Origin of the sequence: Paraburkholderia xenovorans (assembly GCF_046030735.1) — a bacterium.
Taxonomy (GTDB): domain Bacteria; phylum Pseudomonadota; class Gammaproteobacteria; order Burkholderiales; family Burkholderiaceae; genus Paraburkholderia; species Paraburkholderia xenovorans_A.
The window spans coordinates 41,578-55,763 of the sequence record NZ_JAQQBV010000027.1 but is presented as its reverse complement, the minus strand read 5'-3'; the positions used below and the strand labels follow the sequence as shown (position 1 = coordinate 55,763).

Sequence of the window (14,186 nt, the reverse complement as noted above, 5' to 3'; positions counted from 1 at the left end):
GGACGACTCCTTCGGTTATTTGTTGGTGGCCAGCGCGCCCGCGCTGTTGGTGCCGCCGAACAGGGCCGTCAGATACTGCGAGTTGTTGTTCATCGTCGCCATCAACGTGTCCAGCGCGGTGAATTGCGCCTGGTACTGGTTCGTCAACTGCGTCTGGTAGAGCGCGAGCGTGCTTTGCTGTGCCGCGACGCTCTTCAGATCGGCATTCAACGCCTGATTGCGCGTATCGATGATGCCGCCGGTCTGCGTGAAGTTCGTGATCGCGGTGTTCAACTGCTCGCCGATGCCGTTCGTCGTGTTGAACAGCGATGCGACGGTCGCCGGGTTCGCCGTCAAAGCCGTGCTCAGCGTGCTGGCCGTGACGACCAGCGTGCCGTCGGCCGGATCGTCTTTCAGGTTGATCCCGATGGACGCCAGCGTGGTGGCGGTGCTGCCCTTGCCGACCGCGCCGCCGACGATCGACGCGAGATCGTTCTTGATCGTCTGCAGCGTCGAATCGCCGATCAGCGGACCTTGCGACGAGGCGCCGGCGGTAAAGGAACTCAGCGAGCTCATCGTCGTGACGACGGTGTTGTACAGGCTGACGAAGTTGTTGATCGCGGTGGTTTCCGCGGTGGTGTCCGCGGCGATGGTCAGCGTTTGCGTGGTGCCGACCGCGGCGGACGTCAGATTCATCGTCACCCCCGCGATTGCGGTCGTGACCGAATTGCTGGCGCTGGTCGCGGCAATGCCGCCGACCGTGAAGGACGCGTCTTCGGCTGAAGCGCTCTGCGTCCACGCGTTGCTCGAGTTAGCGGAGACGATGGTCGACGCGCCGCCGGTCGTGCTCGGGGTCGAGGTCACGCCGAGGCTCGACAGACCGTTGTCGCCCGTGACGTTGCTGGTCGACACGTTGATCGTGTTGGCCGCGCCGGTGTTCGACGAGCGCAGCACCAGGTGGGCGCCGTCTGTGCCGGTGACGACCGTGGCCGTCACGCCGGGATTGCTGTTGCTCGCGTTGATCGCCGACGCGATGCCGGCCAGCGTGTTGTTGCTGCTGTCGACGCTGATGTTCATCGACTTGCCGCCGATGCCGATCGTCAGCGTGCCGGTGCCGAGTTGCGTAGTGGCGCCGAACGCGGCCGACGACAAGGACTGCGCGCTCGCGATCTGCGACACGCTGATGGCGTAGCTGTTCGCCACCGCGCCCGTGCCCGCGGTGGCGGTGATGCCGGTGCCGCTCGCGGTGGCCGCGAAGGTCGACAGCGTGCTGCCAGTCGCAAGGCCTGCGACGCTCGACTGCAACGCGCTCAGCGCGGAGCTCAGTGCGCCGAAGGCGGACAGCGTGGTGGTGTCCTTGGTTTGTTGTGCCGTCAGAGCCGAGGCCTGTCCCGCGATCTTCGAGTTCACCAGTGCCGAGACGAGGCTCGATACGTCGAGCGACGAATTGCCGGTCGAGCCGGCGATGATCGACTGCGCGGCCTGTTGTGCGGCGCTGTTGCTGGCGGCGGAAGACGAGCTTGAGATTGAGGACATTGCAGAGGCTCCGGGCGTCTGGAAATCTGTATTGGATGGTGCGCGATGCTACATCAGTCTGGGACGGAAATGCACAGCGGGAGGCATGCCTCCCGTCGCTTGCAACCCGGCGAAGCGCCGCACTCGCGCGCGGCGCTTCGCCGTTACAGCGTCAGCTCTTACTGCAGGAGCTTCAGAACTTGCTGCGGGTTCGAGTTAGCTTGCGCCAACACCGAGATACCAGCTTGTTGCAGCACTTGCGCCTTGCTCAGGTTAGCCGTTTCTTGTGCGAAGTTGGCGTCCGTGATTTGCGATTGTGCCGACGACAGGTCGGTCGACTCAGCTTGTTGCGAGGTCGAGATTGCGGTGAAGCGGTTTTGTGCAGCGCCGAGGCCAGCTTGCAGCGTGTTGACCGTTTGCAGTGCGTTCGCGATCGACACGAGTGCCTGGTTCGCGCCGGTGACCGTGCTGATGTCGAGGCCCGAAACCGTCGGCGGGTTGTTGATCGCGTTGATCTGAGCGACCGACGCGGTTGCGACGCCCGAAGCGGTCGCGCCCATTGCCGTCGCCAGCGTTGCGTTCAACGTCAGGTTGGTGACTGCCGTGCCCGAACCCGATGCCGTACCGGCCGAGAAGATGTTCGCCACTGCGCCCGACGAGATCGCCTGGTTGTTCTGGTCGGTGAAGGTGTAACCGCCCTTGCCGTCCGACAGCACGTTGACGTTCGTGATTGCCGCGCCCGTGCTGGTGTACGTGCCGGTCGAATCGAGGCTGACCGCGATCTGACCCACCGTTTGACCCGTCGACACCAGGCCGCCGCCGATCTTGGCTGCCGACATCGATTGGCTCAGGTCCAGGCTGATCGTCTGACCGACGTTCGCGCCGACCTGGAACGTCAGGCTGCCTGCCGAGCCGTCCAGAATGTTCGTGCCGTTGTATTGCGTTTGCGACGCGATACGGTTCACTTCCGAGATCTGCGCCGAAACTTCCTTCTGCAGTGCGGCCTGGTCGCTTGCCGACATCGTGCCGTTCGCAGCTTGCGATGCGAGCTGGCTGATACGTTGCAGGCTTGCGGTCAGCGATTGCAGTGCGCTCGATGCCGTTTGAATCAGCGAGACGCCGTCGTTCGCGTTCGAAACGCCCTGGTTCAGGCCGTTGATCTGCGTTTGCATACGCGTCGAGATCGCGAGACCTGCTGCGTCGTCGGCTGCGCTGTTGATACGCTTGCCCGACGACAGGCGCGTGATGGCTTGCGAGAGGGCGCTTTGCGAGCCATTGAGGTTTTGCTGTGCAACCAGCGAGTTGATGTTGCTATTGATTCCGAGCATGGAAAATCTCCTAAATAAGCCTTGAGCCCAATACGCCACGTTGGCATCGGCGGAAGCACTCGTTCATTGCTGGCCGCCTCAGTGAAGGTTGACGGCCCGACTAAAAAAAACTTGAGGAACTTTATGCAATAGGGACCCAATTGTTTTCCTTGGCCGGTGGCGCGCCGCCCGTCCGCAAGCCGCATGCAGCCTGGTTCGGCGACGGCGAGGCGGGTATTCAAAAGACGGCGTATTCTCTTTTTTCTCTGTGACAAACCCTGGTGAAATCATGCAAAAACGCAGAATTGGACGTTCGGAAATTGAGGTTGCGCCGCTAATGTTCGGCGGTAATGTTTTCGGCTGGACCGCCGATGAAGCCACGTCGTTTTCGATTCTGGATGCATTCGTCGACGCCGGGCTCGACTTCATCGATACCGCCGATGTTTACTCGGCGTGGGTGCCCGGCAACGAGGGCGGAGAGTCGGAGACCATCATCGGCAAGTGGTTCGCGCGCAGCGGCAAGCGCGACCGGATCGTGCTCGCCACCAAGGTGTCGAAGCATCCGCAGCGCAAGGGGCTGTCGGCGGCGAACATTCAGGCCGCGGTGGAAGATTCGTTGCGCCGCCTTCAAACCGATTACATCGACGTCTACTTTTCCCACGACGACGATACCGCGACGCCACTGGCCGAAACGCTCGGCGCGTATCAGAAGCTGATCGAAGCGGGCAAGGTGCGGGTGATCGGCGCGTCGAACTATAGCGGCGCGCGGGTCGAGGAAGCGCTCGCGGTGTCCCGCCAGCACGGGCTGCCCGAATATCAGTTGCTGCAACCGGAATACAACCTGTACGACAGGGCCGACTATGAGCGCGACATCGAACCGGTCGCGCTCGCCAATCAGCTCGGCGTAGTGGTGTACTACAGTCTTGCAAGCGGCTTTCTGTCCGGCAAATACCGCTCGCACGCCGATCTTGCGAACAAGGCGCGCGGCAGCCGGGTCGAGAAATACCTGAACGCACGCGGCCTGCGGATCCTCGACGCACTCGACCAGGTCGCCAGGCGGCATGGCAGCACGCCTGCCACCGTTGCGCTGGCGTGGCTGATCGCGCGGCCCAGCGTTACGGCCCCGATTGCGAGCGCGACCTCGGTCGACCAGCTCGAGAGCCTCGCGGCCGCAGTCCATCTGATGCTTACCGGCGCCGACGTTCGTGAACTGGACGACGCCAGCGCCTGATTGCGCGAGGCCTGGCGCAATCTCTAAACCCCTGGTAGGATGGAGAGTTTCCTGATATCATCGGGAGTGAATTGAGATCTTTGCCTGTTTCGTCAGTGTTTTTCTGTTGATGAAAGGTTGGCGAAACGGCAGCAGACGCGGCATATGCGTTACGTCTGTCCGCGTTCCGCGGTGAACTCCCCACCTCTCTTTTCCGGCCTCCGTGGCCGTTATGCCTCTCGTTTCATTTGTGGTTTGGCCGGGTTTCTACCCGCGTTTGCCTGTTACTGGCCATGAATCGAAACGACCGGAGGGCCGGCGCGTGAGCGGTATCCGCCACGCAATTTACCCCTATCAAGTGATTGAGTTAGGAATTACATGACGACGATTCTTCTGAAAGAAAACGAGCCGTTCGAAGTGGCGATTCGCCGCTTTCGTCGCGCAATCGAAAAGAATGGCCTGATCGCTGAACTGCGTGAGCGCCAATCGTACGAAAAGCCGACCACGGCACGTAAGCGCAAGAAGGCTGCTGCTGTGAAGCGCCTGCACAAGCGCCTGCGCAGCCAGATGCTGCCGAAAAAGCTGCACTAAGCACGTTTTTTCGCGCTGCATTGAGCGCCTAGCACGCCGAACGGCGGTGTGAGCTTCGAAAGAAGCCACATCGCCGTTTTGCTATTGGGGTTTGGATTTTTGCTTTGGCCTTTGCGGAATTGGGCTTCGGCGCTCGGAGGGTGCCTCACGGCCGCTCGCGCGGCTGTCCCTGCAAGCTTCTTCAAATCCTTTACGCCGCGGTTTTCAACCGCTCGGCAGACAAGTTGAATTGCCCGGCGATCGAGCCCAATCGCTCAGGCCATTCCCAGGTGCCGAATACGTCATGCACGTTTTGCAGACAACTGAGCAGCGTGACGGTAGCCGGGTTGTATACGTTGATGCGCGCTCGCAATAGCGCCCGCTTTAGTGCCGCAACACCCACGTCCATATAGGCCGGCACTTCGGTCGAAGTTTTGCCGATATAGCGCACTGGAACGCCTTCCATCGCGCTCAGGTAGTCGCGTGGGGGGATGAAGTTGCCGACCGGGTAGCCGCCGCAGTATCCACGGTAAGCGCCGCCGCCGCGCGGCAGCAGCGCCGCGCGTTTCTGGTCGAGCAGGTGGCCGACGGCCAGGTCGAAAATCTCCTGATGCGTCAGGAAGCTAAGGCTTTTCATGGTTGGTCTCCCATGCGTTACGTAGCGGCTATTCGTTGTTTGTGTTGTTCGAGCGCATGACTTGCAGTATCCGGCCGGCGCCATTTGACGAAACCCGGACTAAGGCGGCGAATAGCCTTCAATTCACGGGTTTGACATTGTCCGGTGATCGGCTCCGCTCGCCGCAGCCGCGACGCGGCTGTCTACACTCGATACCGCTATATAACGAACCTCGCGCGCGAAAGCCGTAGAGAGTACTTTTCCCGATAGCTGCCGCTCGCGTTCCACCTTTCCCGCATCAACCCGCCTTGCGATTTCGCCCTTTCTTGCCGAGTGCCGCGCATTTCGCCCGACACGTGCAATTGGTCTCGTGATCGTTCACCATGCCCACCGCCTGCATGAACGCATAGCAGATCGTCGAGCCGACGAACTTGCAGCCGTAGCGTTTCAGCGCTTTGCTGAGCGCGTCCGAAATTTCCGTCGACGCCGGCGCCTGTTTGTACGATGCCCAGTCGTTCTGGATCGGCGTCTGATCGACGAACGACCACACGAAGTTGGCCAGCGACCCGTGTTCGGCCTGGATCTGCTGCACCGCCCGCGCATTGGTGACCGCGGACTCGATCTTGCCGCGGTGTCGCACGATGCTTTCGTCGAGCACCAGTGCATCGACATGTTTCGGCGTGAAGCGCGCCACCGTGTCGATGTCGAAGTCGGCGAAAGCGCGACGATAGCCGGCCCGCTTGTTGAGAATCGTCGACCACGACAAACCCGCCTGCGCGCCTTCCAGCACCAGCAGCTCGAACAGATGCCGATCGTCGCGCGAGGGCACGCCCCACTCGGTGTCGTGATACTGTGCGAGCGCTTCGCTCGATGCCCAGTTGCATCGCTGTGTCACGTCATGCTCCTGTGTTGTGATGTCGCCCGCCAGCATAGCGGAATGCCTGTTCGCCGCAAGCTAGCCGTTCGGCCGATTGCGCAATCAAATCCGACCTGCCACGCTATGCGTTATTCACTACCCGAACCCACTCGATTCGATGAACCAAGACCTCTTTCTGATCGGCATTGACGGCGGCGGCAGCGGTACCCGTGTCGTACTAGGCGACGCGCTGGGACGCGAACTGGCGCAGGCCGCGAGCGGACCGTCGGGGCTCGGCCTCGGCATCGAGCGAGCGTGGCAGTCTATCGAGGCGGGCTGCCGTGATGCGTTCGCGCTCGCTGGCTTGACGCTCGACTGGTCGCGTTGCGTGCTCGGTTGCGGGTTGGCGGGCGTCAATAATCGCGACTGGCTCGCCGAATTTCACGCCAAGGCGCCCGCGGTAGCCGGCCTCGTGGCAGAGACCGACGCGTACACCACACTGTTGGGTGCGCACGGGGGCGCTTACGGGGTGGTCGTCGCGCTCGGCACAGGGAGCGTCGCCGCCGTGCTCGACGGCGACGGCGAATGCCGCACTGCCAGCGGCTACGGTTATCCATCCGGCGACGAAGCGAGCGGCGCCTGGCTCGGCCTGCGAGCGATCGTACATGCGCAACAGGCGCTCGACGGCCGCGTGCCTCGCGACGAACTGGTGGACGCGCTGCTCGCCCATATCGGCGCGGATGACCGCGACGGCCTCGTGGTCTGGCTTTGCGAAGCGAATCAGACTGCCTACGCGCGGCTCGCACCCATCGTCATCGCGCAGCGCGCGCATCCGTTCGCGGCGCGTCTGCTCGGCGAGGCCGGCGTCGAAGTGGGCAAGATGATCGCCGCGCTCGACCCGTCGGCGACGCTGCCGGTCGCATTGTGCGGCGGCCTCGGCACGCCGTTGCGCGAATACGTGCCGCAGGTTTATCAGCCGCGCTTGCGCGAGCCGCTGGCCGACTCGGCGCATGGCGGACTGCAGCTCGCACAACGCGAAGCGGCTCGTATTGCCGGATAAAAATCGGCGGATGGACGGGCGCAGTCCTGCGATCGCGTCGGGCAACGGTAAAATACGCGCTTTGACGCTGCCCGGCCGCCCACACCATGTACAAAGTCATCGCCACGGATCTCGACGGCACATTGCTCAACGCGGATCACCAGGTGGACCCGTTCACGATCGCCACCGTGCGCAAACTCGAAAGCGACGGGCTGCATTTCATCATCGCGACCGGGCGGCACTATTGCGACGTCGCCGGCATTCGTGACGTGCTCGGCATCAACCCGTATCTGATCACGTCGAATGGCGCGCGCATTCACGCGCCGGACAACACGGTGATCCACGCGGACGACCTGCCGCCCGCGATCGTGCAACGCCTCGTGCAGCCGGAAATCGTCGGTGCTCATGGGCGCGTGATCGTGAACCTGTTCGCCGACCAGGCGTGGCTCATCGACCGCGAGGCGCCGCACCTGCTCGCGTTTCACCAGGATTCCGGCTTCACCTACGCGGTGACGGATCTGCAGGGCCACGACGGCGTCGATATCGCGAAGGCGCTTTACATCGGCGAGCCGGCCGACCTCGCGCAGGTCGCGGCGAATCTCGAGCGTGAATTCGGCGACGCGCTTTACGTCACCTATTCGCTGCCGGACTGCCTTGAAGTCATGACCGCGAACGTGTCGAAAGGGCGCGCGTTGCAGATCGTGCTTGCACGGCTCGGTGTGGACGCGGCGCAATGCGTGGCCTTCGGCGACAACATGAACGACATCGACCTGCTGGAAACCGCCGGCCATCCGTTCATGATGAACAACGCGAACCCCGATCTCATCACGCGGCTGCCGAACGTGCCGCGTATCGGCAACAACTTCGAAGCCGGTGTCGCGCATCATCTGCGCAAGCTCTTTTCTTTCGACGACGAACTGACGGCCTGAACAAACCGGCCCGCATCCACGTTGGCGGATGCGGGCCGGTCAGCAGGGCGAAGCTGCGTCACGATCAACCGTGCCAGCCGCCCCGGCGGTCGCCCTGGTAGCCGCGGTCGTCGTGACCCCAGCGGCGATCGTTGTGATACCAGCCGCGATCGTAGCGATGGTCGTCGCGATGATAGTAGCCGCGATGGTCCCAGCCGTTGCCGTAGTAGACCGGCTGCGGGGCCGCATAGACAGGCGCCGGACTGGCGTAGACCGGTGCGCCGAGCGACAGGCCGATGTTCAGATCCGTATGTGCTTGCGCGACGCCGCATGCGCCCGCCGCGAGTCCGGCAGCAACCAGCAAATGAGTGACGATGCGTTTCATGTTGTTCTCCTGTGAAGCGACGTATGTGTGTCGCACAGGATCAATCTACGCAATCCGGCCGCGCCCAACTGCGACCAGATGTTACGGACTGAAAGTATCGTCGCAGGGGCGCGGAGTCGAGCGAGGCGTAGAGCCAAGCCACCGCGGCGGTTGAGAGGTCGGCGCGAATCCTTACCACGCAAGGCTTTGGAGGTGATCGTTACCGTAGGATCACCACGCACTGAGCGCCGTCGCGGAAATATCCGCGGCCGCTGGGTAATCGCGGCTTACATCTGTATTACCCGTTTAATCAGCCCGGCTTCCAGAAGCGCCGGACGCCGTACCCGATGCCGCCGCTGCAGCGCCCGGCAATTGCGCGCAAGGGCAATCGGTGGCGCGTCCGTTCAAGCCCTGCCGGTCATGCTGAAAACTCACACGCGCGGTGCCGTTTTGCCAGTCGAGACGAACGATATAAATGCTGTCGAAGTCGTCGCTTTGCCATTTGGGTACATCGGCCGCATTGCCGCCGTGTGCGCTCATCATCTGCCGCACCATCTTCACGATCAGCTTGTGCTCCCACGCGACGACGATCAGCTTGTTACGGTTGGCCGGCGCGACGAGTGCCGAGCCGAGCTGATCGATCTGCGCGAAGCCGTAAGGCGTTTGCACCGGCATCTGGAACTGGATCGCGGTCGGCTCGATCGTCGCAAGCGGCCGGATGTAGTAATAGGGATGCCCGCCGTCGTCTTTCTGCTGGCCTGGATCGGGCGCGTAGATCGCGTCTGGCTTGCCGAATTTCGCGGCGATTACCGCTGGCAGCGCCAGCGCGCGGTTCAGCCCCTGGCAGTTGAGCTGCCCGAAACCCTGCGCGGGCTTTTCGCCATGGCGCACGAAGACTAGCGTTTCAATGTTGCCGTCCGCTGCGTGCGCCGCAGGTAGCGCCGCTGCGGCGAAGCACAGGCCACCCAGGCCACCGATCGAGAGCGCTACGCCACGAAGGAATCTGCGGAAACGGTTCATTGGGAATACCTGTGCGAGCCTGGGAAGTCGGAGGATTCTAGCAGCGGCCACAGGCGACCCTTCGGCAACGAGACGTTTTGCAGCAGCATGATTGGTAATCCTAAAAAGCCGGCACTCGGGACAGCATGCGCAATGCAACTCGGACGTATGCGCTCCAGCACGCAATTCCAGGCAAACGCGGACAAAGCGGCTGTCAAATTTGTCAAATGCGCAGGCGGTCTTTCCAATTACATCTCGATAAAAAACTCCGGTTTTACAATTCATAGACACTTAATAATTATCTGAGGATATTTGCCTGAATCGGTATTATTGGCCATTGCGAATTTTTATAATTACAGTTAGTCTGCGAGCGAATGGAGTTCTAGAAAACGGGAGAACCAAATGTCTCAATATGCAGACCTCAAGGCTCAGATCGCCAAATTGCAGGCACAAGCAGAAGAAGCGCGGCGCACTGAAGTCGACAATGTAGTCGCTGACATCCGCCAAAAGATCGCCGAATACGGTCTGAGTGCACAAGATCTCGGATTTGCGGTGGCCGCCAAGCGCGGGCGCCCGCCCAAGAAGGCGCCGCTGCCGGCCAAGTACCAGGATCCGAAATCCGGCAATACGTGGAGCGGGCGTGGCAAACCGCCCAAGTGGATTGTCGGCAAGAATCGCGAACGCTATCTGATTGCCGCCGCGTGAATGAATAGCCTTTTCCTGGCGAAAGGCAACTGAAGGTTTAACGGTATTCGGGCGCTTATTCGCGTAGCGTCAATCCGCGATGGAAGCGCATCCAGTCCGCCAATAGAAAAGCCGCCTTCCGCAGGCGGCTTTTCTGTAGTGCAAGGACGTTAAGCGAGACATGCCGTTCGCGCAAACGATTCACAAGGCCAATTTGTTGTGAATTCGTGTATGAATCGGAAATTTTCGTCAAACGCGTTGCATGCAGCGAAAGGGCGAGACGAAAAAAACGTTCGCCACTTCCGCCATTTTTGGCTGTTGGCGCTTTAGCCGATCAATTCCGTTCAGCCTACTGCAACCTGACGCAATATCGGGCGGCGCGTCGCTTCGATCAATGCCGAATAACCGTCCACGTAATTCTGCGCCATCGTCTTCGAACTGAAGCGGCGTTCGAACTGCGCGCGAATCTCGGTGCGCGACAGTTCGTCCAGGCGCTGGAGCGCGGCCACCGCGCCTTGGACGTCTTCGACGATATAGCCCGTCACGCCGTGATCGATCACTTCCGGCACCGAACCGCGATTGAACGCGATGACCGGCGTACCGCACGCCATCGACTCGATCATCACGAGGCCGAACGGCTCCGACCAGTCGATCGGGAACAGCAGCGCCTTCGCGCCCGACAGAAACTCGGGCTTCTGCGCCTCATTGATCTCGCCGACGAACTCCACGTGCGCCATCGAAAGCAACGGCTCGATCTCGCGCTTGAAGTATTCCTGGTCGACCTTGTCCACCTTGGCGGCGATCTTCAGCGGCAGACCGCTTTGTGCAGCGATCTTGATAGCTGTATCGACGCGCTTTTCCGGGCAGATACGACCGAGGAACGCCAGATATTCCGGCTTCTTGTGCGCCTGCGGCGTCAGCAACTGATCCGGCAGACCGTGGTAGATCGTGTTCAGCCAGTTTGCCTGCGGCAGCGGCGCGCGCTGCGAATCGGAGATCGATACCACCGGCACGTTCGAGAACGCGTCGAACACCGGTTGCAGCTCCGGCAAGTCGAGACGGCCGTGCAGCGTCGTCACGAACGGAGTGTCCATCGTGGTGAACAGCGGGAAAGGCATGTAGTCGAGGTGGAAGTGCAGTACGTCGAATTCATGCGCGACCTTGCGCACCTTTTCCATCATCAGCACGTGCGGGGCGAGCGCGTCGCGGATCGTCGGATCGAGGCGCAGCGCACGCGGCCAGCACGCGTCGAGGTTCGCAGAGGTGACCGAGTCGCCGCTCGCAAACAGCGTGACGTCGTGACCGAGGTCGACCAGCGCTTCGGTCAGATACGACACGACGCGTTCGGTGCCACCGTAAAGTTTCGGCGGAACAGCTTCGTACAACGGCGCAATTTGTGCGATTCGCATGCGTTTTCTCCTGATTCAGCGGCTTCGCACAGCAGCGCTCGAATGGAGCGGAGGCGAATAGCCTGACGGACGGTTGGGCGCGGTAAGCCGCCGCCCGGGGGTGTTTTCGAACTGCATCGGGTTATCCCTTAGGCTCATTATCGGGATCGGCCGAGCTAATTCGAGTTATTTTTCAAACGCTTAATGTTGTTACAGCGCGAAACATCGGGTGTTACAGGTCGGTTAATGCACGCTCCCGCCACGTACGAACGGCATGTCGCGGGATTTTCAAACGCGCGAGAGAGCGCAAAAGGCGTGAGCAAGGCGTGGGCCCGGATGGCCGAGGAGCGCGTCTACAACGCGCACATTACGCAGAAGTGAAAACGTCTTATAATTCGCGCTCACCGCTCAAGGTGCGCTCAGCCTGTCTTCCGGAGCTCACCGGCTGGAGCCGCTTCAGGCCGAAAAAATACTCCAGGTGCATCGCAAAACGCGAATTGCACGACACATCGGCCCCAACTAATCGACCCTTCGCAGCCATCGTGTAGGAAAAACTCCTACACGAATGACGGATTAATCCGTCAAACAGGCTGGGTGTCTGTCCGATTTTCGTCCGCTCCCCCTTTCGACACAATGCTCGCAAGACCAGAAACGAGCCGATTCGTGCGGTTTGAGTGCGCGCGTTCGAGCAAACGTTTCCGTAACGGCCTGACCAGCCAGATACACCCGGGGGAATCATGAGCGCGACAAGCGAAATGCTCAATGAGATAAGAGAAGTCAACCTGTCTTATCTTCTGCTCGCGCAGCGTCTGCTGCGTGAAGACAAGCCGATGGGCATGTTTCGCATGGGGATTTCGGACCAGCTAGCCGATGTGCTCGCCAATCTGTCGTTGGCGCAGACCGTCAAACTGGCCGCGTCCAATCAGGTGTTGTGCCGCTTCCGTTTCGATGACCATGCCGTGCTGTCCGCTCTGGCGGACAAAGGCAAATCCAGCGCCGTGGCCCAGGCGCATTCCGCGATCCTGATGGCAAGCCAGCCGGTCGAGCAACTCAACTGATGGCCGGTTGCAGCTCGACATTCAATCAAGCGCTCAGGACGTGGGAATCGCGAATAGATGGCCTATAAAAGTGTTGTGCTGGAAGTCAGGGAAATCACTCTCGCCATCGAACTGATCGAACTCGGCGCGCGTCTGCAATTGCTGGAAGCAGAAACCAGCCTGTCGCGCGACCGGCTCATCAAGCTGTACAAGGAACTGAAAGGGGTGTCGCCGCCCAAGGGCATGCTGCCTTTTTCGACCGACTGGTTCATGACCTGGCAGCCGAACTTTCACTCCTCGCTGTTCTACAACATCTACCGTTTCATGGCCGACCACGGCGGCTGCGCGACGATCCAGTCGATCGTGAAGAGCTACCGGCTCTATCTGGAACATGTCCAGTTGCACGACGACGAGCCCGTGCTGAGCCTCACCCGCGCGTGGACGCTGGTGCGCTTTTTCGACTCCGGCATGCTGCAATTGACCGCCTGCTGCCGCTGCGGCGGACATTTTGTCGCACACGCGCACGATCCGCAGCACGCGTTCATCTGCGGACTCTGCCAGCCGCCTTCGCGTGCCGGTAAGACAAAGAAATTCGCCGACGCTCGCGCCCGCGAGAGTCTTGCCGCGCTAGAGGTTTGACACGCGGCGTGGCCGCTGCCTCGTGGGCCGCGGCCCGCATCCTTACGGCTCGGGCCTCCCGGCCCGTTCGCTGCGCGCGAAGCGGGATTCCCCAGCCTCTGGTTTACACCGGAGCGACGAGCCGCTTTTCCACCAAAGTTTTCTGCTCCGTTGCCGTAAACCAGATTAACGACGGTCACCGTCGCTTCTTTGTGAGGGCTCGGCAGTGCTGATTTTCGTGGGAACACTCGTGACGCTTTTGTCCGTTTTCGGCGGTTACGCGCTGGAAGGCGGCCATCTTGGCGCGCTGTTGCAACCCGTCGAAGTGCTGATGATCGTGGGCGCCGGGGTCGGTGCGTTCATTCTCGGCAACGGAATGAAGACGATCAAGGCGACACTGCGCGTCATTCCGACCCTGTTCAAGGGCGCGAAGTACAACAAGGACGTCTACATGGAGCTGATGGCGCTCCTCTACGTCCTGCTGGCCAAGGCGCGTAAAGAAGGCACGCTGACGCTGGAGGCGGATATCGACGATCCGTCTAAGAGCCCGATCTTCACCCAGTATCCGAAGATCCTCGCCGACAAGCACATCGTCGAATTCCTGACCGACTACCTGCGCCTGATGGTGGGCGGCAACATGAACGCGTTCGAGATCGAAAGCCTGATGGACGAGGAGATCGAGACGCACCACCAGGAAGGCGAGGCGCCCGCGCACGCGCTGACCAAGGTCGGCGACGCGATGCCGGCGTTCGGGATCGTGGCCGCGGTGATGGGCGTGGTGCACACCATGGCCTCCGCCGACAAGCCGCCCGCGATTCTCGGCGAGATGATCGCCCAGGCGCTGGTCGGCACCTTCCTCGGGATTCTGCTTTCGTACGGGCTGATCAGCCCGCTCGCGAGCGTCGCCGAACAGCGCGTGACCGAGTCGACCAAGATGTTCCAGTGCATCAAGGTGACGATTCTGGCCAGCCTGAATGGTTACGCGCCGGCGATTGCCGTCGAATTCGGCCGCAAGGTGCTCTTTTCGACCGAACGCCCGTCGTTCGCCGAGCTGGAAGAGCACGTGCGCCGTGTGAAGGCCAAGTAAGCGGCGCCG

At 61.3% G+C, this 14,186-nt stretch carries 15 protein-coding genes; 8 read left to right on the top strand and 7 right to left on the bottom strand.

The window, feature by feature from the left end; translation table 11 throughout:
* Positions 1 to 15: 15 nt before the first annotated feature.
* Positions 16 to 1,515 (bottom strand): flagellar filament capping protein FliD, encoded by a 1,500-nt coding sequence (fliD, locus tag PQQ51_RS24325; protein WP_408499416.1) that lies wholly within the window; start codon positions 1,513 to 1,515, stop codon positions 16 to 18.
* A 158-nt stretch (positions 1,516 to 1,673) separates the two neighbouring features.
* Positions 1,674 to 2,822: a flagellin gene (locus tag PQQ51_RS24320; protein ID WP_408499415.1), complete on the bottom strand. Its 1,149-nt coding sequence runs from the start codon at positions 2,820 to 2,822 to the stop codon at positions 1,674 to 1,676.
* A 268-nt stretch (positions 2,823 to 3,090) separates the two neighbouring features.
* Here PQQ51_RS24320 and PQQ51_RS24315 point away from each other — a divergent pair, with 268 nt between their 5' ends.
* On the top strand, positions 3,091 to 4,032 hold the full coding sequence (locus PQQ51_RS24315) for an aldo/keto reductase (protein ID WP_408499414.1): 942 nt from the start codon (positions 3,091 to 3,093) through the stop codon (positions 4,030 to 4,032).
* Positions 4,033 to 4,389: 357 nt separating this feature from the next.
* Positions 4,390 to 4,602: a 30S ribosomal protein S21 gene (gene rpsU, locus PQQ51_RS24310; protein ID WP_006050883.1), complete on the top strand. Its 213-nt coding sequence runs from the start codon at positions 4,390 to 4,392 to the stop codon at positions 4,600 to 4,602.
* A gap of 190 nt (positions 4,603 to 4,792) precedes the next feature.
* On the opposite strand, the gene PQQ51_RS24305 is transcribed toward rpsU, so the two are convergent.
* A complete protein-coding gene (locus tag PQQ51_RS24305; RefSeq protein WP_408499413.1) occupies positions 4,793 to 5,218 on the bottom strand; it encodes a hypothetical protein in 426 nt (141 codons plus the stop codon).
* 277 nt (positions 5,219 to 5,495) lie between these two features.
* The gene (locus PQQ51_RS24300) at positions 5,496 to 6,128 is read right to left on the bottom strand and encodes a DNA-3-methyladenine glycosylase I (protein WP_408499411.1); all 633 of its coding nucleotides are present in this window, start codon (positions 6,126 to 6,128) and stop codon (positions 5,496 to 5,498) included.
* Between the two features lie 103 nt (positions 6,129 to 6,231).
* Between PQQ51_RS24300 and PQQ51_RS24295 the strand changes: the two genes are divergently transcribed.
* Together PQQ51_RS24295 and PQQ51_RS24290 are read left to right on the top strand one after the other, a co-directional pair.
* Positions 6,232 to 7,113 carry a glucosamine kinase nucleotide-binding domain-containing protein gene (locus PQQ51_RS24295; protein ID WP_408499410.1) on the top strand — a complete coding sequence of 294 codons (882 nt, stop codon included), beginning with the start codon at positions 6,232 to 6,234 and terminating at the stop codon, positions 7,111 to 7,113.
* Between the two features lie 86 nt (positions 7,114 to 7,199).
* On the top strand, positions 7,200 to 8,021 hold the full coding sequence (locus tag PQQ51_RS24290; protein WP_408499409.1) for a Cof-type HAD-IIB family hydrolase: 822 nt from the start codon (positions 7,200 to 7,202) through the stop codon (positions 8,019 to 8,021).
* Positions 8,022 to 8,085: 64 nt separating this feature from the next.
* Here PQQ51_RS24290 and PQQ51_RS24285 read toward each other — a convergent pair whose 3' ends face one another.
* Together PQQ51_RS24285 and PQQ51_RS24280 are read right to left on the bottom strand one after the other, a co-directional pair.
* Entirely contained in the window at positions 8,086 to 8,385 is a 300-nt protein-coding gene (locus PQQ51_RS24285) for a PXPV repeat protein (protein WP_408499408.1), read from the bottom strand.
* A gap of 285 nt (positions 8,386 to 8,670) precedes the next feature.
* Positions 8,671 to 9,384: a histidine phosphatase family protein gene (locus PQQ51_RS24280; protein ID WP_408499407.1), complete on the bottom strand. Its 714-nt coding sequence runs from the start codon at positions 9,382 to 9,384 to the stop codon at positions 8,671 to 8,673.
* A gap of 381 nt (positions 9,385 to 9,765) precedes the next feature.
* On the opposite strand from PQQ51_RS24280, the gene PQQ51_RS24275 reads away from it, so the two are divergent.
* Positions 9,766 to 10,068 carry an H-NS histone family protein gene (locus PQQ51_RS24275; RefSeq protein ID WP_408499406.1) on the top strand — a complete coding sequence of 101 codons (303 nt, stop codon included), beginning with the start codon at positions 9,766 to 9,768 and terminating at the stop codon, positions 10,066 to 10,068.
* A gap of 323 nt (positions 10,069 to 10,391) precedes the next feature.
* Here PQQ51_RS24275 and PQQ51_RS24270 read toward each other — a convergent pair whose 3' ends face one another.
* Positions 10,392 to 11,456: a glycosyltransferase family 4 protein gene (locus PQQ51_RS24270; protein WP_408499405.1), complete on the bottom strand. Its 1,065-nt coding sequence runs from the start codon at positions 11,454 to 11,456 to the stop codon at positions 10,392 to 10,394.
* A 716-nt stretch (positions 11,457 to 12,172) separates the two neighbouring features.
* Here PQQ51_RS24270 and flhD point away from each other — a divergent pair.
* From flhD to motA, 3 genes are all read left to right on the top strand, one after another.
* Positions 12,173 to 12,493, top strand: coding sequence for a flagellar transcriptional regulator FlhD (gene flhD, locus PQQ51_RS24265; RefSeq protein WP_408499404.1), 321 nt, complete (start codon positions 12,173 to 12,175; stop codon positions 12,491 to 12,493).
* A 57-nt stretch (positions 12,494 to 12,550) separates the two neighbouring features.
* Entirely contained in the window at positions 12,551 to 13,111 is a 561-nt protein-coding gene (gene flhC / locus PQQ51_RS24260) for a flagellar transcriptional regulator FlhC (RefSeq protein ID WP_408499403.1), read from the top strand.
* 205 nt (positions 13,112 to 13,316) lie between these two features.
* Positions 13,317 to 14,177: a flagellar motor stator protein MotA gene (gene motA, locus PQQ51_RS24255; protein WP_408499402.1), complete on the top strand. Its 861-nt coding sequence runs from the start codon at positions 13,317 to 13,319 to the stop codon at positions 14,175 to 14,177.
* The last annotated feature ends 9 nt before the right edge of the window (positions 14,178 to 14,186 follow it).

What these genes read in the sequence shown, in the direction of transcription:
- fliD (WP_408499416.1), bottom strand. Translation starts at nt 1,515, where the DNA reads ATGTCCTCAATCTCAAGCTCGTCTTCCGCCGCCAGCAACAGCGCCGCA.
- PQQ51_RS24320 (WP_408499415.1), bottom strand. Translation starts at nt 2,822, where the DNA reads ATGCTCGGAATCAATAGCAACATCAACTCGCTGGTTGCACAGCAAAAC.
- PQQ51_RS24315 (WP_408499414.1), top strand. Translation starts at nt 3,091, where the DNA reads ATGCAAAAACGCAGAATTGGACGTTCGGAAATTGAGGTTGCGCCGCTA.
- rpsU (WP_006050883.1), top strand. Translation starts at nt 4,390, where the DNA reads ATGACGACGATTCTTCTGAAAGAAAACGAGCCGTTCGAAGTGGCGATT.
- PQQ51_RS24305 (WP_408499413.1), bottom strand. Translation starts at nt 5,218, where the DNA reads ATGAAAAGCCTTAGCTTCCTGACGCATCAGGAGATTTTCGACCTGGCC.
- PQQ51_RS24300 (WP_408499411.1), bottom strand. Translation starts at nt 6,128, where the DNA reads ATGCTGGCGGGCGACATCACAACACAGGAGCATGACGTGACACAGCGA.
- PQQ51_RS24295 (WP_408499410.1), top strand. Translation starts at nt 6,232, where the DNA reads ATGAACCAAGACCTCTTTCTGATCGGCATTGACGGCGGCGGCAGCGGT.
- PQQ51_RS24290 (WP_408499409.1), top strand. Translation starts at nt 7,200, where the DNA reads ATGTACAAAGTCATCGCCACGGATCTCGACGGCACATTGCTCAACGCG.
- PQQ51_RS24285 (WP_408499408.1), bottom strand. Translation starts at nt 8,385, where the DNA reads ATGAAACGCATCGTCACTCATTTGCTGGTTGCTGCCGGACTCGCGGCG.
- PQQ51_RS24280 (WP_408499407.1), bottom strand. Translation starts at nt 9,384, where the DNA reads ATGAACCGTTTCCGCAGATTCCTTCGTGGCGTAGCGCTCTCGATCGGT.
- PQQ51_RS24275 (WP_408499406.1), top strand. Translation starts at nt 9,766, where the DNA reads ATGTCTCAATATGCAGACCTCAAGGCTCAGATCGCCAAATTGCAGGCA.
- PQQ51_RS24270 (WP_408499405.1), bottom strand. Translation starts at nt 11,456, where the DNA reads ATGCGAATCGCACAAATTGCGCCGTTGTACGAAGCTGTTCCGCCGAAA.
- flhD (WP_408499404.1), top strand. Translation starts at nt 12,173, where the DNA reads ATGAGCGCGACAAGCGAAATGCTCAATGAGATAAGAGAAGTCAACCTG.
- flhC (WP_408499403.1), top strand. Translation starts at nt 12,551, where the DNA reads ATGGCCTATAAAAGTGTTGTGCTGGAAGTCAGGGAAATCACTCTCGCC.